Source organism: Aeromonas dhakensis, from assembly GCF_000820305.1.
GTDB classification, from domain to species: domain Bacteria; phylum Pseudomonadota; class Gammaproteobacteria; order Enterobacterales; family Aeromonadaceae; genus Aeromonas; species Aeromonas dhakensis.
Map to the genome: position 1 here is coordinate 456,980 of NZ_CDBH01000045.1, position 20,471 is coordinate 477,450.

General features: G+C 63.5%; 22 protein-coding genes. 9 read left to right on the forward strand and 13 right to left on the reverse strand.

Features of this window, described 5'->3' with window-relative positions; translation table 11 throughout:
* Positions 1-179 precede the first annotated feature (179 nt).
* The 3 genes from BN1143_RS13475 to BN1143_RS13485 are packed head-to-tail and all read left to right on the forward strand — an operon-like array spanning position 180 to position 2,487.
* Positions 180-731 (forward strand): regulatory sequestration protein YfiR, encoded by a 552-nt coding sequence (locus BN1143_RS13475; RefSeq protein WP_010634200.1) that lies wholly within the window; start codon positions 180-182, stop codon positions 729-731.
* On the forward strand, positions 728-1,996 hold the full coding sequence (locus BN1143_RS13480) for a diguanylate cyclase DgcN/YfiN (RefSeq protein ID WP_017765502.1): 1,269 nt from the start codon (positions 728-730) through the stop codon (positions 1,994-1,996). Before BN1143_RS13475 ends, BN1143_RS13480 begins: the two co-directional genes overlap by 4 nt.
* Before the next feature lie 2 nt (positions 1,997-1,998).
* Positions 1,999-2,487, forward strand: coding sequence for an outer membrane lipoprotein YfiB (locus BN1143_RS13485; protein WP_005300102.1), 489 nt, complete (start codon positions 1,999-2,001; stop codon positions 2,485-2,487).
* A gap of 57 nt (positions 2,488-2,544) precedes the next feature.
* Here the strand turns inward: BN1143_RS13485 and BN1143_RS13490 are convergent, their stop codons facing one another.
* Positions 2,545-3,279 (reverse strand): TerC family protein, encoded by a 735-nt coding sequence (locus BN1143_RS13490; protein ID WP_026141382.1) that lies wholly within the window; start codon positions 3,277-3,279, stop codon positions 2,545-2,547.
* 118 nt (positions 3,280-3,397) lie between these two features.
* Here BN1143_RS13490 and BN1143_RS13495 point away from each other — a divergent pair, with 118 nt between their 5' ends.
* From BN1143_RS13495 to BN1143_RS13505, 3 genes are all read left to right on the forward strand, one after another.
* Positions 3,398-4,513, forward strand: coding sequence for an ATP-NAD kinase family protein (locus tag BN1143_RS13495; RefSeq protein WP_019838656.1), 1,116 nt, complete (start codon positions 3,398-3,400; stop codon positions 4,511-4,513).
* A 110-nt stretch (positions 4,514-4,623) separates the two neighbouring features.
* The gene (locus BN1143_RS13500) at positions 4,624-4,902 is read left to right on the forward strand and encodes a YfcL family protein (RefSeq protein WP_005300108.1); all 279 of its coding nucleotides are present in this window, start codon (positions 4,624-4,626) and stop codon (positions 4,900-4,902) included.
* A 97-nt stretch (positions 4,903-4,999) separates the two neighbouring features.
* Positions 5,000-6,664 carry an AMP-binding protein gene (locus BN1143_RS13505; protein WP_005300110.1) on the forward strand — a complete coding sequence of 555 codons (1,665 nt, stop codon included), beginning with the start codon at positions 5,000-5,002 and terminating at the stop codon, positions 6,662-6,664.
* Positions 6,665-6,737: 73 nt separating this feature from the next.
* On the opposite strand, the gene cdd is transcribed toward BN1143_RS13505, so the two are convergent.
* From cdd to BN1143_RS13520, 3 genes are all read right to left on the reverse strand, one after another.
* Positions 6,738-7,619, reverse strand: a complete 882-nt coding sequence (gene cdd / locus BN1143_RS13510; protein WP_017779977.1) for a cytidine deaminase — start codon at positions 7,617-7,619, stop codon at positions 6,738-6,740.
* A 187-nt stretch (positions 7,620-7,806) separates the two neighbouring features.
* Positions 7,807-8,493, reverse strand: a complete 687-nt coding sequence (locus tag BN1143_RS13515; protein WP_042050971.1) for an LrgB family protein — start codon at positions 8,491-8,493, stop codon at positions 7,807-7,809.
* Complete coding sequence (locus BN1143_RS13520) at positions 8,490-8,846, reverse strand: CidA/LrgA family protein (protein ID WP_017785392.1); 357 nt, start codon at positions 8,844-8,846, stop codon at positions 8,490-8,492. The genes BN1143_RS13515 and BN1143_RS13520 overlap by 4 nt, the downstream gene beginning before the upstream one ends.
* 159 nt (positions 8,847-9,005) lie before the next feature.
* Here BN1143_RS13520 and BN1143_RS13525 point away from each other — a divergent pair, with 159 nt between their 5' ends.
* Positions 9,006-10,715 carry a glycoside hydrolase family 36 protein gene (locus tag BN1143_RS13525; protein WP_042050973.1) on the forward strand — a complete coding sequence of 570 codons (1,710 nt, stop codon included), beginning with the start codon at positions 9,006-9,008 and terminating at the stop codon, positions 10,713-10,715.
* A gap of 72 nt (positions 10,716-10,787) precedes the next feature.
* Here BN1143_RS13525 and BN1143_RS13530 read toward each other — a convergent pair whose 3' ends face one another.
* From BN1143_RS13530 to BN1143_RS13540, 3 genes are all read right to left on the reverse strand, one after another.
* A complete protein-coding gene (locus BN1143_RS13530) occupies positions 10,788-11,294 on the reverse strand; it encodes a hypothetical protein (RefSeq protein ID WP_005300120.1) in 507 nt (168 codons plus the stop codon).
* 154 nt (positions 11,295-11,448) lie between these two features.
* Positions 11,449-12,876 carry an exodeoxyribonuclease I gene (gene sbcB / locus BN1143_RS13535; protein ID WP_042050974.1) on the reverse strand — a complete coding sequence of 476 codons (1,428 nt, stop codon included), beginning with the start codon at positions 12,874-12,876 and terminating at the stop codon, positions 11,449-11,451.
* Positions 12,877-13,162: 286 nt separating this feature from the next.
* A complete protein-coding gene (locus BN1143_RS13540; protein WP_042050976.1) occupies positions 13,163-14,068 on the reverse strand; it encodes a LysR family transcriptional regulator in 906 nt (301 codons plus the stop codon).
* A gap of 123 nt (positions 14,069-14,191) precedes the next feature.
* Between BN1143_RS13540 and BN1143_RS13545 the strand changes: the two genes are divergently transcribed.
* Positions 14,192-15,058 carry a pirin family protein gene (locus tag BN1143_RS13545; RefSeq protein WP_042050977.1) on the forward strand — a complete coding sequence of 289 codons (867 nt, stop codon included), beginning with the start codon at positions 14,192-14,194 and terminating at the stop codon, positions 15,056-15,058.
* A 50-nt stretch (positions 15,059-15,108) separates the two neighbouring features.
* On the opposite strand, the gene ykgO is transcribed toward BN1143_RS13545, so the two are convergent.
* Positions 15,109-15,234 (reverse strand): type B 50S ribosomal protein L36, encoded by a 126-nt coding sequence (gene ykgO, locus BN1143_RS13550; protein ID WP_005300174.1) that lies wholly within the window; start codon positions 15,232-15,234, stop codon positions 15,109-15,111.
* Entirely contained in the window at positions 15,231-15,500 is a 270-nt protein-coding gene (locus tag BN1143_RS13555) for a type B 50S ribosomal protein L31 (RefSeq protein ID WP_010634187.1), read from the reverse strand. Before BN1143_RS13555 ends, ykgO begins: the two co-directional genes overlap by 4 nt.
* A gap of 278 nt (positions 15,501-15,778) precedes the next feature.
* Here BN1143_RS13555 and BN1143_RS13560 point away from each other — a divergent pair, with 278 nt between their 5' ends.
* Positions 15,779-16,027 carry a DinI family protein gene (locus BN1143_RS13560; protein ID WP_005300177.1) on the forward strand — a complete coding sequence of 83 codons (249 nt, stop codon included), beginning with the start codon at positions 15,779-15,781 and terminating at the stop codon, positions 16,025-16,027.
* A 161-nt stretch (positions 16,028-16,188) separates the two neighbouring features.
* Here the strand turns inward: BN1143_RS13560 and BN1143_RS13565 are convergent, their stop codons facing one another.
* The 4 genes from BN1143_RS13565 to BN1143_RS13580 all read right to left on the reverse strand — a co-directional run.
* Positions 16,189-16,977, reverse strand: a complete 789-nt coding sequence (locus BN1143_RS13565) for a DUF2927 domain-containing protein (protein WP_042050979.1) — start codon at positions 16,975-16,977, stop codon at positions 16,189-16,191.
* A 26-nt stretch (positions 16,978-17,003) separates the two neighbouring features.
* On the reverse strand, positions 17,004-17,507 hold the full coding sequence (locus BN1143_RS13570) for a M48 family metallopeptidase (RefSeq protein ID WP_005300181.1): 504 nt from the start codon (positions 17,505-17,507) through the stop codon (positions 17,004-17,006).
* Positions 17,508-17,648: 141 nt separating this feature from the next.
* Positions 17,649-19,292 (reverse strand): hypothetical protein, encoded by a 1,644-nt coding sequence (locus BN1143_RS13575; RefSeq protein ID WP_042050980.1) that lies wholly within the window; start codon positions 19,290-19,292, stop codon positions 17,649-17,651.
* A 197-nt stretch (positions 19,293-19,489) separates the two neighbouring features.
* On the reverse strand, positions 19,490-20,471 hold a 982-nt coding region (locus BN1143_RS13580), incomplete at its 5' end, for a 5'-nucleotidase C-terminal domain-containing protein (protein WP_042050982.1).

The window sequence follows — 20,471 nt, forward strand, 5'->3', positions numbered from 1 at the left end:
TATCGCAGGGCTCACGCCGGGGTGGGCCCTCTTCATTATTGTGACGCCAGCCCGGTCAGCCCCTTGCTCTGCGGGCTGCGCCTTGTCATGCTGCTGACAAGTTCCATACTATCTCCTGCCGGCTCACCCCCTTCGGGCCTGTGCCCTGTGTGGTTGCTGAGGCGGGTGTAAGCGCAGGCATGATGCACACTTTTTCACTGTTCAGGATCCTGGTCTGGCTGGCGCCCCTGTTTTGCTCGCTGGCCCTCTCCGGCGAGTCGCCCCCGCTCACCGCGGCCGAGCTGCGGTCCGAGCAGGTACGCCAGACCGTGCTCGACATTCTCAGCTATACCCGCTGGCCGAATGAACCGAGCGAGCTGCGCCTGTGCGTGGCGGCACCGACGGAATACGCCACCGCGCTCTTTTCCATCAAGCAGCAGGCCAACGGCCGACCGGTCAGCGTCCATCGCTACGAAATCGATGACGAGGCGATCGGCCCCCAGTGCGACGTGCTCTATCTGGGGGTGCTCTCCTCCGAGCGGCGCTTGCCGCTGTTTGAACGGCTGCGTGGCTACCCCATCCTCAGCATCAGCGAATCCAGCTCCGAGTGCGTGGCCGACGCCGTCTTCTGCCTGCAGATCGGCAAGGAGCGGATCCGGTTCAGGGTCAATCTGGATGCCCTGGCCAGGAGCGGAGTGCGGGTGCATCCGGCGGTGCTCAAACTGGCCAAGGCCGATGAGGGGGGGGCATGATAGGTCTGTTCCGCCCCCCTTCCCAGCGCCTCACCTTGCGACAGAGTCTGGGACGCACCCACCTGGTGACGTCCCTGACCGCGGTCTGCATGGCCGGTCTGCTGCTGACCGGCATCGCCCTGCTGGCGCTGCGGCTCTATGCGGATCACAATCTGGAGCTGGTCGCCCGCGCCATCGGCTATACCAGCGAAGCGGCCGTGGTGTTCCACGACGAGGAGGCGGCCCGGGAGGCGCTGGAGGCCATCCTCACGCACGAAGACGTGGCGCAGGCCAGCATCTATCTGCCGAGCGGCCAGCTGCTGGCGAGCTGGAGCCGGGCCATGAGCACCCCCTGGTCCGGCCTTGAGCAGTATCTGGCGCGGATCATCCTGCCGGGGCCGGTGGATCAGCCCATGATGCGGGGGGGCATGGAGATCGCCCACATCCACCTGGTGGGGCACGGCCAGTATCTGTTGTTGTTCCTGCTGCAAACCCTGCTGGCCATGCTGCTCTGCCTGGTGCTCAGCACCCTGGGGGCCCTCTATGTGGCGCACCGGATGCAACACTCCCTCACGGCGCCGCTCAAGGAGCTGGCCCAGGTGGCCCACAGCGTGAGCCGCCAGCGGATCCTCGCCATGCGGGTGCCGGAGGCCAACATCGCCGAGCTGCACGAGCTGGGTCAGGATTTCAACTCCCTGCTCGACGAACTGGAGGCCTGGCAGGCCCACCAGCGGCGGGAGAATGCCAGCCTGCTGCACCAGGCCACCCACGATGCCTTGACCGGCTTGCCCAATCGTGCTCTGTTTGAGGCTCGTCTGGATCAGGCGGTCACCACGGGCCGGCTGCATGACGAGCGCTTCGCGCTGCTCTACCTCGATTGTGATCGCTTCAAGCAGATCAACGACACCCTGGGCCATGCCGCCGGGGATGACGTGCTGATCGCGCTGGCCAGACGGGTACAACATCAGCTGCGGCCGATGGATCTGGTATGCCGTCTGGGGGGCGACGAGTTTGCCATCCTGCTCACCCCCCTCTCCCTGGTGGAGGAGGCGGAGGATGTGGTTGCCCGCATCCAGCAGGCCATGGCGGACCCCGTGGTACTGGGGGACGGCAGCCAGCTGGTGGCGGCCGTCAGCATTGGCGTCGCGCTGTATCCGGATCAGGGGCAGAGTGCCGCCGATCTGCTGCAGCAGGCGGACCATGCCATGTACCAAGCCAAACGGCTGCGTCGGGAGCTTGCACTCCATGAGCAGCTGGAATTTGATGTCTCTGCTGAGGAAAAATAACAATGAAGATCCATGTCCTGATGAAAACCGGCTTGATCGGTCTGCTGCTGAGCGTGCTGATGGGTTGCCAGAGTGCCCCCCACGGCCTCACGGCAGAGCAGATCGCCGTACTCAAGGAGCAAGGCTTTCGCCTGACCGACGAGGGTTGGACTCTGGACTTCTCCAACCGTGTGCTGTTTGCCAACAACGCGGATGCCCTGACCCCCAAGACGCGCGTCGTGGTGGAAAAACTGGGGACGACTCTGCTGGAAGTGGGCTTGAACCGGGCGCGGATCGATGGCCATACCGACTCCAACGGGGCGGCGGACTATAACGATCAGCTCTCCTACAAGCGGGCACAGTCGGTGGCCGACGTGCTGGTTTCGGTCGGCATGCCGCAGGCCAACCTGGACATCCGGGGCCGTGGCGAGCGCGATCCGATAGCCGACAACAAGACGGCTGCCGGTCGGGCCGAGAACCGCCGCGTGGCGATTGTCATCAGCAATGAATGACACGGTTGTGTAGATACAAAAAGAGCGCCATCAGGCGCTCTTTTTTGTGGCTCGCCGTTATTGCTGCTTGAGCTTCTCGCGGTCGTGGTGACTGCGCAGGCGGATGTTGATCATCTCCACCGTCAGCGAGAAGGCCATGGCGAAGTAGATGTAGCCCTTCGGAATGTGCAGATCCATCCCCTCGGCCATCAGCGCAAAGCCCACCAGGGTGAGGAAGGAGAGGGCCAGCATCTTGATGGTGGGGTGGTTGTCGACGAAGTCGCCGATGGCCTTGGCGGCGAACATCATGATGAAGACGGCGATCATGATGGCCAGCACCATGACCGGCACGTGATCCGCCATGCCCACCGCCGTGATGACCGAATCCAGGCTGAAGACGATGTCGAGAATGGCGATCTGGATCAGGGTGCTGATGAAGCCGGAAGCGGCCGTGCTCACGCTCTCGGGCTCGGCGGCCCCCTCCAGGGTGGCGTGGATCTCGTGGGCACTCTTGCCGATGAGGAATAGGCCTCCCAGCAACAGGATGAGATCGCGGCCCGAGATGGCCTCGCCCAGCACGGTGAACAGCGGCTCGGTGAGGCGCATCACCCAGGCCAAGGAGAGCAGCAGCAGGATGCGGGTGCCCATGGCGAGGCCCAAGCCCAGGATCCGCGCCTTCTGGCGCTGGGCTTCCGGCAGGCGGCCGACCAGGATGGAGATGAAGATGATGTTGTCGATGCCGAGCACGATCTCGAGCAGGGTCAGGGTGGCGAGCGCGACCCAGGCGGAGGGGTCTGCAATCCATTCCAGCATGATGAAACCTTGGTTTAACTTTGGTTGAGGGTTGGAACCGCGCATTCTAGCAGGGGGTTATGGCTTGTCCCAGTGGCTGGAAAAGATAAAAATGGCGACCATCCAACGGGAGGGACATATGTTTCGTTTAGGACTCATCATCAATCCGGTCGCCGGCATCGGCGGCGCGGTCGGTCTCAAGGGCAGTGACGGCATGGTGGCCGAGGCGCTGGCTCGTGGCGCCGTGCCCAAGGCTTGCGAGCGGGCTCGTCAGGCGCTGCTGCCACTGTGTGAACTGGCGGAGCGTTTCGAGTTGCTGACGGTGGCGGGGGAGATGGGGGCCGGGCTTGCCGGCGAGCTCGGTCTGCCCTGTCGCATCGTCTACCAGCCCGCCACTGTGCCCACCACGGCGGCCGATACCCGCGCGGCGGCGCTGGCGCTGCGCGAGGCCGGCGTCGATCTGCTGCTGTTTGCCGGCGGTGACGGCACGGCGCGGGACATCTGTGCGGCGGTGGGGGAGTCGTGCCATGTGCTGGGCATTCCGGCCGGCTGCAAGATCCACTCCGGGGTGTACGGGGTGACCCCCGCCGCCAGCGGCCGGGTGGCGGCCAGGATGATCGCAGGCGAACTGCTGAGCCTGGTGGATGCCGAGGTGATGGACATCGACGAGGAGGCGTTTCGCGCCGGCAAGGTGCGCGCCCGCCACTATGGCCAGCTGCAGGTGCCCGGCGATCTGCGCTACGTGCAGGCGGTCAAGCAGGGGGGACGGGAGTCCGAAGAGCTGGTGCTGGCGGACATCGCCGCCGGTGTGGTCGAGCAGATGGAGCCCGATACCCTCTATCTGATGGGATCCGGCAGCACGGTGGCGGCCTGCATGGCGGAGCTGGGTCTGGAAAATACCCTGCTCGGTGTGGATCTGGTGGAAAATGGCCGGCTTATCGGGCAGGATCTCTGCGCCGCCGAGATCCTGACCCGGATCCGCGGTCGTCGCTGCCGGCTGATCATCACCCTGATCGGCGGTCAGGGACATCTGTTCGGGCGCGGAAATCAGCAACTGAGTCCAGAGGTGATCCGGGCCGTCGGGCGGGACCAGATCCAGGTCCTGGCCACCAAAGCCAAGCTGGCAGCCCTCGCTGGCCGTCCGCTGTTGGTGGATACCGATGATCCGGCGCTGAACCGGTCGTTAAGTGGTTATCTGCGGATCACCACGGGATACAAGGATCAGGTCATCTACCCGGTGGCCAACCCGGAATAGGACATCAAGGATGCGGCTGGCCTGGCGCCAGAGAGCCGCGATCAACCGGATCGCGGTTCCACTCCCCCGAATTATTTTGCCGGCAATCCCGGAAAATGAGGCTGCGTTAAATGACGATTCATGAATTTGAGCACAAGTTGTTGGGACTGATAGACAGCATGGTGGCCACGGCGACCGATGACGAGCTGTTTGCCGGGGGCTACCTGCGCGGCCACATCTCGCTGGCGGTGGCGCGGGCCGAGCTGGAAGGCAAGACCCTGGTGCGGGATGTAAAGAGCTATGTGCTGCGCAGCCTGAACGAGGCCATTTTGCAGGGTGAACTCTCGGAAGAGGATGAGAAGCTGGTGCAGGCGATGTGGATTCGTTTGCAACAACAGGCAGAAGCTTGATCGGTTACACAGTTCAAACAGAAGTTTAAGTTTATTCTTCCCTGAGGTTAGTGAAAGGTTAATAATAAGTTTCGCCTTTTGTTTCAGGGATTAAACTATGGCTTCCTCCTCGCGTATTGCCAATAAACTGCCGCTCGAAATGCTCTATCACTGGGAGCGGCAGTCTCCTGACAGAGTCTATCTGCGTCAAACCATCAACCGAGAATACGTGGACTTCACCTGGGGCGAAGTGGCCGACGAGGCCCGCCGCATGGTGACGGCACTGCGTCAACTGGGGCTGGTGGCCGGCGACAAGGTGGCACTGCTCTCCAAGAACTGCGCCCAGTGGTTCATCGCCGATCTCGCCATGCAGATGGGGCAGTACGTGAGCGTCCCCATCTACCCCACCGCCAACGTCGACACCATCGAATATGTGCTGCGCCACAGCGAGGCCAAGGCCATTTTCGTCGGCAAGCTCGATGACTGGAAGAGCCAGGAGGCGGGGGTGCCTGCCGATCTGCTGCGCATCGCCTTTCCCTATGACACCATGCCGGCGGCCCACCAGTGGGACGAACTGCTGGATCGCCACGAACCGATCCCGGACAGCCCGGTGCAGGCGCCTGACGCCCTGCTGAGCCTGGTCTACACCTCCGGCAGCACCGGCAAGCCGAAAGGGGCCATGCTGAGCGTCGAACGTTACGCCTGGTCGTGCGAGAAGCTGGTGGAGACGGTGGGCCTGACCCAGTCCGACCGCGGTTTCTCCTATCTGCCGCTCGCCCACATCACAGAGCGGGTCTACATCTACGGTGGCAGCCTCTACGGCGGCGCCACCATCGCCTTCCCCGAGTCCCTCGATACCTTCATCGAGGACGTCAAACGCTGCCGTCCCACCGTGTTCATCTCGGTGCCGCGGCTGTGGGCCATGTTCCGCATCAAGATCCTCGAGAAGCTGCCTCAGCAGAAGCTGGCACTGCTGCTCAAGATCCCCTTCGTCTCGGGCCTTATCAAGCGCAAGCTGCAAAAGGGGCTGGGGCTGGATCAGGCGCGGGTACTTGGCTGCGGCTCGGCGCCGGTGTCGCCGGCCCTGCTTGAGTGGTACCTGAGCATCGGCCTTCAGGTGACCGAAGCCTGGGGCATGACCGAAAACCACGCCTACTCGACCATCAACTACCCGTTCAGGGCCGACAAGATAGGCACGGTCGGCAAGGCGGGGATCGGGGTCAACATCAAGATCTCCGACGAGGGGGAGATCCTCTGTCGCTGCGAGGGCATGATGCTGGGCTACTACAAGGATCCCGAGCACAGCCGCGAGGCCATCGATGAAGAGGGCTGGCTGCACACCGGCGACATGGGCAAGCTGGATCGGGAGGGCTACCTCACCATCACCGGCCGCATGAAGGACGTGTTCAAGACCGCCAAGGGCAAGTATGTGGCGCCGGTGCCCATCGAGGGGCTGCTGGGCCAGGAGCCCATCATCGAGCAGCTGTGCGTGATCGGCTACGGTATGCCGCAGCCGGTGGCGCTGGTGCAGCTGGCTGAACACGCCATGAAGGGGGATCGCAGTCAGGTCAATGCCCAGCTGGAGGCGGCCCGCAACCGGGTCAACGAACAGCTGGAGTCCCATGCCAAAATTCGTGGCATCCTGGTGGTGAAGAGCCCCTGGAACATCGAGAACGGGGTGCTGACGCCCACCATGAAGATCCGCCGCCACCTGCTGGAGCAGAAGTACGCGAACCTGGGGGACGCCTGGTCCTCCTCCCAGAGCATCGTCTGGGAGTCCTGACGGGGATCAGCTGATCACCGCAAAGCAACAAGGGGAGCCACTGGCTCCCCTTGTTGTTTCAGGCCATGGCCGATCAGACCGCCTGATACTCCAGTTCGACCGAACCGAGCGCCTTGAGGGTGGCGCGGGCGGAGTCCTGCTGGCTGATCTGGCCATCCTTGCTCTCCAGCAGCACGGCGCGGCGGATGGTGGCGAGATCCTCGCCGCCCAGCACCGCATGGGCGCAGGCCATCTGCATCGGCGGCAGGCTGGGGTTGAAGGCGGCGTTTTCGGCGTAGCGGCCGCAGAAGATGCGACCGTCGGCGAACTGCAGTGCCACTGCGGCATAACCCTGGCTGTAGGGGGCGTAGCTCTGGCGGGCGGCGGCCAGCGCGGCCTGCCACAGCGGATCATCGCTCTCAAGCTGGAGCTCGTCGTGGGACTGCGGGCTCATCAGGGCGTCCGTGATGTCCAGATCCGCCGGGCCGAACGAGTGGGGCAGGAAGGATTGCAGCGCGCTCAAGTCGTCAGGCAGGGAGACCTTGAGGGTCTTGGCGGTGCTCAGCTCGTTCATGAACTGGCGGCAGTGACCGCAGGGGGTGTAGTTGACGGTGATCTCGGAGATGCCGGTCTCGCCGCCCAGCCAGGCGTTGGAGATGGCGGACTGCTCGGCATGCACCGAGTGGAACAGTCCCTGGCCGGCGAACTCCATGTTGGCGCCGAAATACCAGTTGCCGCTCAGGCCGCAGGCGATGGCGCCGACGAAGAACTTGGAGATGGGGGCCACCGAGCAGGCGGCGGCCAGCGGCAGCAGGGCCAGGCGCAGGGCGCGATCGTCAAGACCGGTAGCGGCTTTCAGGGTCGCGACCTGATCAGCGGTGAAGCGGGCCTGGAAGTCATCGCCCAGCATGGGCAGCAGGGCTGCCTTGAGCGGAGCGGACAGGGTATCGAGTGGCTTGGCAAAACGGGGATGCATAGTGTGTCCTCAAAGGCCAATTGGGGGGCCATTGTAGGGAGCAAGCTCGGCTAAATGTGTGAGCGTGCTCACGCCCTGACGGGCAAACGGAGGGGGATGTTAATGGAAACGTTTGTCTTGTGCAAATTGTGCGGCAGGTCGCACATCGGCGGGCCTGCAGGCCCGCCGCAGCGGAAAAGGGTGCGCTTCAGCTCAACCAGTGGTAAATGGCAAACAGCAGGGGGGCCATGGCGGCGGTGAGGATGCCGCATACCACCATGGCCAGCGAGGCAAAGGCGCCCTGGGTGATGCCCTGCTCGGCGGAGGTGGCGGTGCCGATGGCGTGGGCGCAGGCCCCCATGGCCAGCCCCTGGGCTTCAGGGTCGGTGACCCGCATCAGCCTGAGCAGGGGGAAGCCGACCAGGGCGCCGACGATCCCGACTACCACCACCACGGCGGCGGCGATGGCAGGAATGCCGCCGAGGGACTGGCTGACGCTCATGGCGAGCGGGGTGGTGATGGATTTGGTGGCGAGCGAGGCCAGCAGTGCCGGATTGGCGCCCATGAAATGACCGACTGCCAAGGTAGTGCAGACCGAGATCAGGACCGAGCTCAGGGTGCAGATCAGGATGGGCTTGAGCCTGGCCTGGATCTGGCGGGCCTGCTGATAGAGGGGCAGCGCCAGCGCCACCACCGCCGGTTCCAGCAGCGCCGTGATGGGGCGGGTGCCGCTCTCGTACTGTTCCAGCGGCAGATCGAACCAGAGCAGCAGGCCGATGATGACGGCGGTGGGTACCAGCACCGGGTTGATGATGGGCCAGGGCAGCTTGCGATAGAGGGCCCGGGTGGCGAAATAGAGTGCCAGGGTCAAGGGAATGGCCAGCCAGAAGATCATCTGTTCATCCTCTGGTAGAGACGGCCGACGGTGCCGAGGATCAGCACGATCCCGAGCACGATGCAGAGCATGATGAGGCCGAAGGATTGGCGCAGCGGCTCCAGCCAGGCCACCAGCCCGACCGCCACCGGCACGAACAAGACCCCCATGTGGCGCAGCAGCAGGCCGGCGCCCTGCTCGACCCAGTGCAGTTTCACCAGTTGCAGGGAGAGCAGCACGAACAGCAGCAGCATGCCGATGATGCTGCCGGGAAAGGCGAACGGCAGGATGGCTGCCAGGGCTTTGCCCGCCAGCAGGCAGGCGACGATGACCAGAAAGTCACGAAGGTACAGCAAGGCACGTTGCGCGATCACAGGAGCCCCATCTTGGTAACGGTAAAGTAAGGAATACGCCAGTCTACCAGAGAGACAGGGTCGCGGCATTAAAACAATAACAGCTGAAATCAGTTCGTTTGAGGCTGATTTCATTGAAGATTTTCAGATAGAACCCTTTTCGAACCACAAGGAGTCGCCATGACATCTCTCTTGTCCCGCCTGCGTCAGCTGGCGGACGACCACCATCTCCCCCCTTCGTTGCTGCAAACCCGCCAGTGGGAAGGCCCCCTGTGCCGGGTGCGGCTCGACAACACCGGCAGCAGCGAGGCCCGGGTCGGGCACTGGACGCTGTTTGACGGCAAACTCGGCCTCTCGCCTGCGAGCGCCATCTACGGCGAAGGCTTCCAGATGCTGGCCCAGACCATGGGCAGCTGGCAAGCGCCGCAACCGGTCGGCCGCTGCCCCGATGCCGGCGTCTATCGCATCACCGACGATCAGGGCTATCACACGGTGCACAACCTGCTGCTGGTGGAGCATGACAAGGGCTGGCTGCTGCTCGCCTTTGCCAGCTGCCAGCGCTTTGGCGGGGAGTTTCGGCTCTACCCCGATGGCCGGCTGCAGATCCTGATGAACGGCGAGGGGCGTGCACTCCCGGCCGGCCAGTTCTGGCAGAGCGAGGCGTTGCTCTGCCTTGAAGGAAAAGATCGGGAGGCGCTGCTGGCCGAGCTGGCGCAGCGGATCGAGGCCGAGCATGGCTCGCTGATCGGCCAGGTTGGCGAGCGCCCCAGCGGTTGGTGCTCCTGGTATCACTACTACGCGGACGTGAGCGCCGCCGACATTCGCGAGAACCTGCAGGTGCGTGCCGAGCGTTTCCCAGCCCTGCGCTACGTGCAGATTGACGACGGTTATCAGGCCAAGATGGGCGACTGGCTCACCCCGTCGGCCAAGTTCGAGCAGGGGGTGGCATCCCTGGCCGCCGAGATCAAAGACGCTGGCTGCGAGCCGGCGCTCTGGGTCGCACCCTTTATCGCCGAGCCCGGCTCCCAGGTGTTTCAGGATCACCCCGACTGGTTCGTGAAGGGGGAGGACGGGCTACCGCTGCCTTCCGAGCGGGTTACCTACGGCGGCTGGCGCTGTACCCCCTGGTACGTGCTGGATGGCACCCACCCCGAGGTGCAGGCTCACCTCGAGCGGGTGTTTCGCACCCTGCGCGAGCAGTGGGGCATCCACTACTTCAAGCTTGACGCCAACTTCTGGGGGGCCATCCACGGCGGTTGCTTCCACGACCCGGCTGCCACCCGGGTCGAGGCCTACCGGCGCGGCATGGCCGCCATCCTGCGCGGGGCGGGCGAGGGGGCCTTCCTGCTCGGTTGCAATGCGCCCATCTGGCCAAGCCTTGGCCTGGTGCACGGTATGCGGGTGAGCGATGACGTGGAGCGCAATGGCCAGCGCTATCGCCAGATCGCTCGCGAGGCTTTCTGCCGCGCCTGGCAGAGCGACCGGCTGTGGGCCCTCGATCCTGACTGCATCTGTTTGCGGGATCTGCCGAGCCAGCAGGCGAGCCCTGCCGAGTACCGTTTTCATCTGGCGGCGCTGGTGGCAAGCGGCGGCATGATGCTGGCCGGGGACAGGCTGCAGGATCTCGACGAGGTACAGGCGGCGCAACTGCGCAAGCTGCTCGAGCTCTGTGCGGCGCGGGCCCCTTGCGCCCGTTTCGAGTCGATGGACTTTGCCTGCGGCGAGGTGAGCCTGCCCGAGGGCGGTACCCTGCTCTGTCTCTTCAACTGGGAGGCGCAGCCTCAGGAGTTTTTGCTGCCAGCGGGTGGCGAGGATTTTTGGGAAGAGGGGGCCGTCGGTACCGCGCTCACCCTGCAGGGGGGTGAGGGGCGGGTGATCCGCTACCGCTGAGCAGGCTGGCAATCATGATTCAGGCTCCCGTGGGAGCCTGAATTTATTGTGAAAGGAGCTGCTATAGCGGAGTCAATAACGCCACTCGAAGCCGATGGCGTAGTTGGCGGCGCCATAGCCCGGGATCTCGTTGCTGGAGAGCAGGGCCTTGAAGGTGAGCTGCGCCGTGAGCGGAATGCCGAGCCCCATGCCGAGGGCCACCTCGTCGTTGGTGTTGCCCATCATGTCGGCCCGGATCATCCGATAGAGCGACATGTCCTGGCTCATGTGCACATAGCTCTGGGAGGCGCGGTTGTAGAGCTGGCCGAATACCTCCAGCTGAAAACCGGCCTGGGGCGTGATGGCCAGTGGCACGCCGACGAAGTTGTAGAGATCGGAGCGGTTGAAATAGCTGTTGGTGATCTGGGGGGTGAAATCGGTCTGCCGATAGAGGCGACTGAAGTTGCTCTCGATCAGCTCATAGGTCTGCTGCGGCAACTGCAGCAGGTAGTCGGGGATATCAAAGCGCACACCCGCCATGCTGGTCGATGGCAGCAGGGCGCAGATGAGCAAACCAAAACCGGATAATCCTGAACGCATCGGATGAGGCATCCCCAAGGGTCGATAGGCCAACCGGCCGTTAGTGCAATGTTAGCGCACAAATAATTGAAACATCAGGAGTCTTTGCTCCCCTTCCCATTATGTCGCGGGGCGGGGGAGCGTACAGTCATTTAACCGTGAGGCGGGTCACATCTCACAGATTTTCGAGGTAGTGATAGAGGCTCTTGAGGATGGCAAAGTTCCGATCGTTACCCTGATTCTGCTCGGCCAGCGCTTCCAGGCGTGGCACATAGTCGGGCAGACGACGGCTGAAGTAGTCGCTGCAGTGCAGCCGCCAGCGCTTCTGCTCCGTTTCGCTCAAGGTGTGCGGCCAGTTGCGGGCGCGGTAGCGGAACAGCATCTCCGGCAGCCGGGCGTCGGTGAAGGCAAACTCCCGCTCGCCCAGCAGATCCGCCGGGGTGGCGCGCACCAGATCCATGGTGGACTTGTCGCCGTGACCGAAGAAGCCGGCGTAGAGCTGGGTATCCGGATCACCGTCATTGTTGCCGGCAAACTCCTGATTGAATACCTCCACCAGTTTTTCCCGCACTTCGGGGTGGGCGCGCAGCAGATCCAGGCTCTTGCGGCACTGAGCCCGGTCGATGCCCAGCTCGTCCGCCCGCTCCGGCGTCAGGGTGGCGGCCGGCGCCAGCACAGGGCATTTGTTGATGTGCACCAGCTTCACCGGAATGCCGGCAAGATCCCCGAGATCCTCTTTCTTGGTGTAGAGGCGCTCGCGTATCTCCTCGCTGGTGAGCTCGATGAGCGGGGTGGGGTCGCGGGTCAGATCCACCATGATCACCGCGTTCTGGTTGCTGGGGTGCCAGGCGAGCGGCGACACCCAGCTTGCGCACCCCTGCCAGGGGGAGAACATGCCGGAGACGTGTACCAGCGGCTTCATGGTCACCACGTCAATGAGGGCCTTCACCTTGTTCTTGTTGCGAAGATCAAAGAGATAATCGAACAGCTTGGGCTGGGCCTTTTTCACCAGCCTGGCCATCTCTATGGTGGCCAGCACGTCGGAGAGCGCATCGTGGGCGTTGGCGTGGGATACGCCATTGGCGACGGTGAGCTTCTCCAGTTTGAAGCTCGGCTTGCCCTCTTCGTCAAACGCCCACTCGATCCCCTCCGGGCGCAGGGCGTAGCAGGCCCGCAGCATGTCGAGAATGTCCCAGCGGGAGTTGCCGTTCTGCCAGGCGTAGGCATAGGGGTCATAGAAGTTGCGATAGAGGGTGTAGCGGGTCACCTCGTCATCGAAGCGGATGCTGTTGTAGCCCAGCACGCAGGTGCCTGGGGTGGCGAACTGCTCGTGGATCTGGCGGATGAAATCCGCCTCGCACAGCCCGTCCTTCATCGCTTTTTGTGGCGTGATGCCGGTGATGAGGCACGCCTCCGGCTCCGGCAGATAGTCCGCCGGCGGCTTGCAATAGATGACCAGCGGCTCACCGATGAGGTTGAAATCCCCGTCGGTACGAATGCCGGCAAACTGCGCCGGTCTGTCCCTAGCCGGGCTGATGCCGAAAGTCTCGTAATCGTGGAAGTAGAAGGTCGGCTCGCTGCCGGCGTGTGCTGTTTTGCTCATGTTGCTCGAGAGGGATATCCGATGACGGCGGCGTCTGGCGCCTGGGTGGGGGTGCCATGCACCTCGGTTGCCTGCATGGTAAACCATAGCGCAGGCAGAGCGAAGGGCAGTCGTCGTGGTTGGCGGTTTATTGGCCGCGGCAGGTTGGCCAGCCCGGTGAGATGAGCAACTCCATGATCTTCTAAGACAAAGGCATGTCTCAACGGTTTCTTCTGGCCGCGTCCGACAGTGTGCCGGACATCGAGGATGGATGCCCAGCCTGGCGATCGCGGCCGGGCACGGCAGGTTACTCCTCGTCGATGGCGGCGAATCGAGCCACCAGATAGTCGATCAGCGCCCGTACAGAGGGGAGCAGGCCGCGCCGGGAGGGGAACACAGCGTGGATGAGTTCGGGCTTTGGCTCCCAGGCGGGCACCACCTTGATCAGGGTGCCGGCATCGAGCTGCTCCCGCACCATCAACAGCGGCAACTGCACCACGCCGATACCGGCCAGCGCGGCACTGCGCAGGGCCACCATGTCGGTGGTGACGAAACGGGGTTGGTGGGCGAGCTCGACATGGGCCCCCTGCGGCCCGAACAGCGACCAGACATAGTGCTGCCGTGGCGCTCCCAGCCCCATGCTGGGCCAGCCGTGCAGATCCGCCGGCGCGGCAGGCAAGCCCCGTTGTGCTATCAGTGCCGGGCTGGCCACCAGGCACTGGCGACGCTGTGCCAGTGTCCGGATCACCAGTTCGCTGTCCTGCAGCGGTGGCGGCCTGACCCGGATCGCCACATCGACTCCTTCGGCGATGGGGTCGACCCGCCGATTGGTCCCTTCCAGCTCGACCCTGATCTGCGGGTGACGGGCCATGAAATCCGCCAGCATGGGGCCGATATGGGTATGCAGCAAGGCGATGGGGCAGCTCATGCGGATGAGACCACAGGGCTCGGTTCGGGTCATCTCGATGGCAGCCTGCGCCGCCTCGGCCTCCACCAGCATCCCCTTGCAGTGTTCGTAATAGGTACGGCCCAGCTCGGTCACCGCAAACTGGCGGGTCGAGCGCTGGAGCAGCCGCACGCCGAGCCGCTCTTCAAGCTGTGCTATCCGGCGGCTGAGGCGGGATTTGGGCATGCCGATGGCGCGGCCAGCGGGGGCAAAACCGCCGTGATCCACCACCTGGACGAAGTAGTAGAGATCGTTCAGATCCTGCATAGAGTGCTCTCATCGTTCCAAAAATAGGACGCTGATGCCTAATTTAGCAGTCTACCCACCTGTTCGTCTCGAAACTATGCTGTCTCCAGTGTTCAATTCCACCAGATATGTCAGGAGCGACAGATGAAAAAGATCCTCGGCGTTTACAGTGCACCCCGTCCTCACTGGGTAGGCGACGGCTTTCCCGTACGCTCCCTCTTCTCCTACAGCAGCCACGGCAAGCAGTTGAGCCCGTTTCTGCTGCTCGACTATGCCGGCCCGGCCAACTTTACGCCGAGCAGCCGGCCGCGCGGAGTGGGTGAACATCCCCATCGCGGTTTCGAGACGGTGACCATCGTCTACAAGGGCGAAGTGGCGCACCGGGATTCGACCGGTCGGGGCGGCGTGATAGGCCCGGGTGACGTGCAGTGGATGACCGCCGGCGCGGGTATCTTGCACGAGGAATTTCATGCCCCGGCCTTCAGCAAGTCAGGCGGTGAGCTCGAGATGGTGCAGCTGTGGGTGAATCTGCCGAGCCGGCACAAGATGACGCCGCCCGGTTACCAGCCCATCCTGGCACGCGACATTCCGACGGTGGCGCTTGCCGACGACGCGGGGTCGGTACGGGTTATCGCGGGCGAGTTTGAGGGGGGCCGTGGCCCGGCCCATACCTTCAGTCCGCTGCATGTCTGGGATCTGCGTCTGGTAAAGGGCAGCATCAGCACACTTGAGTTGCCCGAAGGCTGGACCGGCGCGCTCATCGTGTTGAAGGGGTCGGTGCAGGTCAACGGCAGTGCCATCGCCCGGGAGGCGCAGATGGTGGTGCTGGACCGGGCAGGGCGGCAGGTCATGATCGAGGCAAACAGCGACGCCACTGTGTTGCTGCTGAGCGGCGAGCCCATCGAGGAGCCTATCGTGGGTCACGGCCCCTTCGTGATGAACAGCCATGAGGAGATAGTGCAGGCCATCGATGACTTCAACAGCGGCAGATTCGGCGTGATGCCGGAGTGATAAATGGACAAGGCCCTCGCAGGAGGGCCTTGTTTTTGTGATGCTGTGGATCAGCGCTGACGGGCCTTGAATCTGGGGTTGCTCTTGCAGATCACGAACAGCTTGCCGCGTCGGCGGACAATCTGGCAATCGGGGTGGCGCGACTTGGCTGATTTGAGGGAAGAGAGGACTTTCATGACTGCGCTTTTCCTTTGTTGAAGAACTGACCGAAACGCTGGCCGAAGCGGGCGACCTGACCCTCCTTGCTGACCTGCTTCTGCTTGCCGGTGTAGAAGGGGTGTGACGCACTGGAGACATCCAGCGTCACATAGGGGTAGGTGTTGCCGTCTTCCCACAGCTTGGTGCGATCGGTCTTGAGGGTGGAACCCACCAGAAAATAGGTGTTGGCGGTCAGGTCGTGGAACAGAACCTGACGGTACTCGGGGTGAATGTCTGGACGCATGATGGTTTGCTCTGTGTGATTTCGTGTTATGTTATAACAATAAAATAATGCCTCCGTTGAGAATCAATATCAACAACTTTTTGCACTGCATCAGGGTTGAGCGAGGAGAATGAAGTTGCCGCGTTGCGCCGTTTGCTCGGTTGACCGCTTGAATAGACAGCCAATTGCATCAGGGGAGAAGGTCTTGCAGGAAAGAGTTTTTGGTCAGCCGCTGGCGCCCTCTTTACTTTTGATTTTTACTGTATAAAAATACAGTAAAAATCATGGAGAAGTATCCTATGCGTCTGGAAATCATCATCGACAAGAAACATCAGGTGCCCACCTCGACCATGGAGGCGCTGCGCCAGGAGCTGCTCAAGCAGCTGGGCGAGAAATTCCCCGACCTGCATGTTCGCGTCGCCCCCGGCAGTGCCATGGCGTTGACCGTCAGCCGGGCCAGCAAGGAGGAAAAGGAGCTGGCAGAAGCCATGGTGCAGGAGGTGTGGGAGAACGCAGACAGCTGGATGCCGGAGAGTGCAGCCTCCTGAGCCAGGCGGGGCGGGCGTCGAGCATATGCAAGCCAGATAGACAGAAAAACGCAGCCTCGGCTGCGTTTTTTGTTTTCGCGGGATGGGAGCCAGTGCTTGTCGTGCTCTCTGCCCTCAGCCCTTAATCCTCAATCCTTAAAGCCCAGAACAGGCAGCAAGTGTTAGAGCCCGGCCCAGCGTTTGAGGCTGTTGACCTGCACCCGCTGATCGGCCTGGGCGATGTCGCCGCTGGCCCGCAGCGCCTTGAGGGCGATGGGAAGGGCGGCGCGCACTTCGCTGGCCGTCATGCCGGCCTGCAGGGCCGGGTGATAGGCGAGCTTGAGCAGCACGTAATCGAGCCCGGTCGGGAAACTGTCGATGCTGTTGTCGTTGAAGATGGAGGGAAACACCTTGTCCGAATCGTTGGGCAGTCCCATCACCTGGGTGAGCTCCTCCACCACGCAGTCGAGGAAGCGCCCCTTGGCCCGGCTGTAATCCACCGGAATGATGATGGTGGCGCGGGCCATCTCGCGGCGGGTATTGGTGGTGAAGTTGGCCATGCAGAGTCCCTCCTTGAGCGCCGTCTTGACGGAGGCATCCTGCCCCATAGTGCGCTTGGCCCAGCTCGCCATCTTGGCGCGTTCGGTCATGATCAGGGTGATGTTGGGCCGCTCGCTGACCAGGGCGATGGGGCGGCCGATGATGCCGGCCAGATGCTGGCTCTGCACCCTGACCACCTCGCTTTGCAGCGCCTTGTCGCCAAACTCGTTGACCAGCTTGAGCCGGATGGGCTGCTGCCAGCGGGAGAAGCGCACGTTCTGTTCGTGGCCGTACTCCCGCTTCATGGCGATCTCAAAGAAGCTTGCGGTGAGATAGGCATCGCTCTGCCAGCGTTCAGCCGCCGAGAGGGAAGGGCTCAGCAAGAGTGCCGCCATCAACCAGCGGGCAAGTGGTCGGCGCAACGGGGTCATGTCTCCTCCTTGAAACCTGCGATGGGTCAGCGTGCGGCACGCTCGAGATCACGCCAGGTGAGCCAGAGCCTCAGATCAAACTCCAGTTGATGATAGTCCGGCTCCATATGCTGACAGAGCTGATAGAAGCTCTTGTTGTGATCCTTCTCTTTCAGGTGGGCCAGCTCATGCACCACGATCATCTTCAGGAAGGCCGGGTGGGCCTCCTTGAACAGGGCGGCGATGCGGATCTCGTTCTTGGCCTTGAGCTTGCTGCCCTGCACCCGGCTTACATAGGTGTGCAGGCCGAGGGCATCCTTGATCACGTTGATCTTGCCGTCGAAGATCACCTTGGAAAGCGGCGCCGAGCTCTTCAGGTAGCGGTTCTTCAGCTCCATGGTGTAGGCGAGCAGCGCCTTGTCGCTCTGGATGAGGTGGGTCTCAGGATAGCGCCTGGCCAGCACCTCCCCGAGCTTGCCCGCCGCGATCAGCTGTTGCACCTGGGCCTTGAGGGGCTCGGGGTAGCCACCGAGATAGGTCAGTTCCGCCATGTCTGCATTACTCAATACATCAAAAGAGCGCCATTGTAGTCAGCGCGTCGCCGCTTGCCTACCGTTTCGGGCCGGGCCTGCCTCACCGCAATGAAAAGGCCATCATCGCGGGATGACGGCCCTGTGCGCTCAAGGGGGGGCTCAGCGTCTGCGATAGAGACCCGGATCCACCTCTTCATACTGGCTCACCAGGTATTGATAGAAGGCGAGGCTGGAGGGGGAACTTGGCTTCTTGAGCTCATCGGCCACCCGATCCGGCTTGGCGATGATGAACTTGGGGCTCTGGCGCTTGAGGTCGGCCAGCACCCGTTCACGCACGTCGTAGGGCGGGTTGACGTTGGCAAAGAACAGGTAGGCGGAGGCCGGCTGGCGATCGGTCCAGAGGTAATATTGCGGCTGGATGCCATCCACCCAGATCTTGTCGGCAGGGGTGCTTTCGGCCAGGATCCGGTCGACCCGTACCTGGGCCGGTGGGTTGAAGGGCCTGCCTTTCTGGCTGCCTTCCCAGGCGTTGTTGAGCATCAGGGCCAGCATGGCCAGCGAAGCAAGCCAGGGGGTGGCACTGCGCACGTCCCAGGCGCGCCAGAGCGGCACCAGAATGAGCACCGGCAGCGCCCACAGCAGGCTGTTGCCGAGCACTTCACGTACCCGTTCCAGTGACCACTCCTTGGTGCTCCAGCCGTAACCGAGCTGCTGGGCCAGCAGCCAGCTGGCGGTCAGCACCACCAGCGAGATGCAGAGCAGACCGAGGGCATCGGCCTGCTGTTCGCTGCGATCCAGCAGGCAGGCCAGCGGCAGCAGGGCCAGCTGCAGATAGAGCACGTCGTAGTGATCGAACACGTGGCCGGAGACCGAGTTGGCGATCAGGGTGAAGATGACCCCAAACAGGGTGGCGCACAGCACCGGCAGGTACCACTCCTGACGCCGGCTCATCATCAGCACGATGAAGGCGGGCAGCAGCATGATGAGGCCGGTACGCAGCAGGCCGACGCTGCCCACATCCGGCGAGAAGCCGTTGCCGTAGCTCCCCTCGAAGAAGATGTCGAAGGCGTAGTACTTGAATTCGGCCAGCAGGTTGTGGTGCTGGAAGTAGGCCAGCAGCGGACCGCCGACAAGCGCCAGCCCCAGCAGGCTGGAGCAGAGCAGGGAGAGGGCGCAGCGCCACTGCTCGCGCAGGCACCAGTGGCAGAACAGCACCAGATACCAGGCGCCCCAGAAGGCGCCGTTGTTGGTGCGCATCCAGGCGACGATGGCAAAGGTAAGCGCGGCCACCAGCGCCGGTCCCCAGCTGCAGCGCTTGTCCAGCAGCATGGTGATGAAGGCCCACTGGGCGATGAGGGCCAGATGGAACGTCCAGTCCTCGGTCATGTTGCCGTAGTAGTAGCGGGTGCCATAGAGCGCCAGCACCGCCAGCATGCTGCCGAGTCGGGCCCGCAATGAGAGGCCGAGCTGACCGAAGGCCTGCCAGCTGGCCATCAGTCCCAGCCAGCAGAGCGCCCACTCCAGCAGCCAGATCCCGAAGAAGCCGCCGAGGCCGTAGCCGAAGGCGTCGAGGGCGAAGATCATGGGGCCCTTGATGTCGATCATGTCCCGATAGAGCACGCCCCCCTCGCTCCACATCTTGCCCATCACGGCAAACAGCGAGGCGTCGAAGCCCGGCGCCATGCCGTGGAACAGCGGGTTGCGCAGGCAGAACAGCAAGGCCAGCAAACCGGTGAGCAGGATCACCAGCGGCCGCAGGCCTGGATTGACGCGAGGAGGAGTAAAACGGATGGCATGATTCATGGGTGACCTGTTCCTGCTGGGAAGTCTCGAAAGCGGGCCTATCTTGCCGAGCCTGACCACACGATGCAATGGGCCAGGGGAATGTGCTTGAAATAATTTGCAAAAGTGCCGCTTTACGACAAGAAAGCGGCACGTTTTATGGCGTACGGGGACAAAGGGCGAAGCCGAGTCCGGCTTTCGCCCCGGCTGGCGGGGGCTCAGCCGGCGGTCGGCCCCTGATACTCCACCCGCGCCGGCATGGCGGTGAGCGCCGGCAGATAGCGGGCCCAGCGGATGAAGGCATCCGCCAGGGTGATGCCGAGCTCCTGATTGTGCTGGGTCAGGGTGCGGGCAAGGGCGGTGTAGCCCTCCTTGCCGGAGGCGGTGTAGGCGCTGGAGACCCCCCGATAGATGGCGTCGGTGTCGACCGCTTGCCACTCATCAGGCGCACGCTCCCACTCCAGCCGGGTGATCCGGCGCCCCTTGGGCTGATCCGCCTGATAACAGAAGCGCACTCCGGCGGTGTAGGGGAAGCTGCCGCTGCCATTGCCCGTCACGCCGTTGTTGGTGGCGTTGTCGATGGCCCCCTCCAGCGCTTCGGCCAATTCATGACCGTGCACCCGATAGAGAGTGAGCGGGATGGCGAAGGGCAGCAGGCGGCCGGCGATGTCCGCTTCGCTGAGCGGCCCGGGTTCGAGGGAGCAGCGCACCCCGCCGGCGTTGTGCAGGGCGAAGTCCACCTGACCGACCTGCTCGCGGGCGCTGGCCAGCATGGCGCTCGCCACCAGGGGGGCGACCTGGCTGCCGGCCGGCAGGTTGGCATCGGGCAGCCGCTGGTGGTGCAGCGGCTCGTCAAGGCGGGTCACGATGCGCTGGGTCATGGTCTCCAGCTCGGGCCGGTAGCGCCTGGCCAGATGCTGTTCCAGTTCGGGATCGGGGTCGCAGAAGGTGAGCCCGGCCGGCGGATTGCCGGCAAAGGGCCAGGGCTGCCAGGGCAGCCACTCCAGCTGGCCGCGGCTGCGCGCTACCCGGCCGCGCTCGTCAAAGGTCAGCTCGCACACCCCGAGGCAGAGGGCGCTGTGGGCGGCGTGCAGGACGGCCACCCCGTTCACCATCAGCGGGTAGCTGCCTTCGCTGTCGAGCCCGAGCGGCGCCAGCTCCCCCAGCAGGCTGTGGGTGTGGCCGCCGATGATGAGGCTG

Excerpts from the sequence above, each read along its gene's own strand:
- BN1143_RS13475 (WP_010634200.1), top strand. The coding sequence starts at position 180 with ATGATGCACACTTTTTCACTGTTCAGGATCCTGGTCTGGCTGGCGCCC.
- BN1143_RS13480 (WP_017765502.1), top strand. The coding sequence starts at position 728 with ATGATAGGTCTGTTCCGCCCCCCTTCCCAGCGCCTCACCTTGCGACAG.
- BN1143_RS13485 (WP_005300102.1), top strand. The coding sequence starts at position 1,999 with ATGAAGATCCATGTCCTGATGAAAACCGGCTTGATCGGTCTGCTGCTG.
- BN1143_RS13490 (WP_026141382.1), bottom strand. The coding sequence starts at position 3,279 with ATGCTGGAATGGATTGCAGACCCCTCCGCCTGGGTCGCGCTCGCCACC.
- BN1143_RS13495 (WP_019838656.1), top strand. The coding sequence starts at position 3,398 with ATGTTTCGTTTAGGACTCATCATCAATCCGGTCGCCGGCATCGGCGGC.
- BN1143_RS13500 (WP_005300108.1), top strand. The coding sequence starts at position 4,624 with ATGACGATTCATGAATTTGAGCACAAGTTGTTGGGACTGATAGACAGC.
- BN1143_RS13505 (WP_005300110.1), top strand. The coding sequence starts at position 5,000 with ATGGCTTCCTCCTCGCGTATTGCCAATAAACTGCCGCTCGAAATGCTC.
- cdd (WP_017779977.1), bottom strand. The coding sequence starts at position 7,619 with ATGCATCCCCGTTTTGCCAAGCCACTCGATACCCTGTCCGCTCCGCTC.
- BN1143_RS13515 (WP_042050971.1), bottom strand. The coding sequence starts at position 8,493 with ATGATCTTCTGGCTGGCCATTCCCTTGACCCTGGCACTCTATTTCGCC.
- BN1143_RS13525 (WP_042050973.1), top strand. The coding sequence starts at position 9,006 with ATGACATCTCTCTTGTCCCGCCTGCGTCAGCTGGCGGACGACCACCAT.
- BN1143_RS13530 (WP_005300120.1), bottom strand. The coding sequence starts at position 11,294 with ATGCGTTCAGGATTATCCGGTTTTGGTTTGCTCATCTGCGCCCTGCTG.
- sbcB (WP_042050974.1), bottom strand. The coding sequence starts at position 12,876 with ATGAGCAAAACAGCACACGCCGGCAGCGAGCCGACCTTCTACTTCCAC.
- BN1143_RS13540 (WP_042050976.1), bottom strand. The coding sequence starts at position 14,068 with ATGCAGGATCTGAACGATCTCTACTACTTCGTCCAGGTGGTGGATCAC.
- BN1143_RS13545 (WP_042050977.1), top strand. The coding sequence starts at position 14,192 with ATGAAAAAGATCCTCGGCGTTTACAGTGCACCCCGTCCTCACTGGGTA.
- ykgO (WP_005300174.1), bottom strand. The coding sequence starts at position 15,234 with ATGAAAGTCCTCTCTTCCCTCAAATCAGCCAAGTCGCGCCACCCCGAT.
- BN1143_RS13555 (WP_010634187.1), bottom strand. The coding sequence starts at position 15,500 with ATGCGTCCAGACATTCACCCCGAGTACCGTCAGGTTCTGTTCCACGAC.
- BN1143_RS13560 (WP_005300177.1), top strand. The coding sequence starts at position 15,779 with ATGCGTCTGGAAATCATCATCGACAAGAAACATCAGGTGCCCACCTCG.
- BN1143_RS13565 (WP_042050979.1), bottom strand. The coding sequence starts at position 16,977 with ATGACCCCGTTGCGCCGACCACTTGCCCGCTGGTTGATGGCGGCACTC.
- BN1143_RS13570 (WP_005300181.1), bottom strand. The coding sequence starts at position 17,507 with ATGGCGGAACTGACCTATCTCGGTGGCTACCCCGAGCCCCTCAAGGCC.
- BN1143_RS13575 (WP_042050980.1), bottom strand. The coding sequence starts at position 19,292 with ATGAATCATGCCATCCGTTTTACTCCTCCTCGCGTCAATCCAGGCCTG.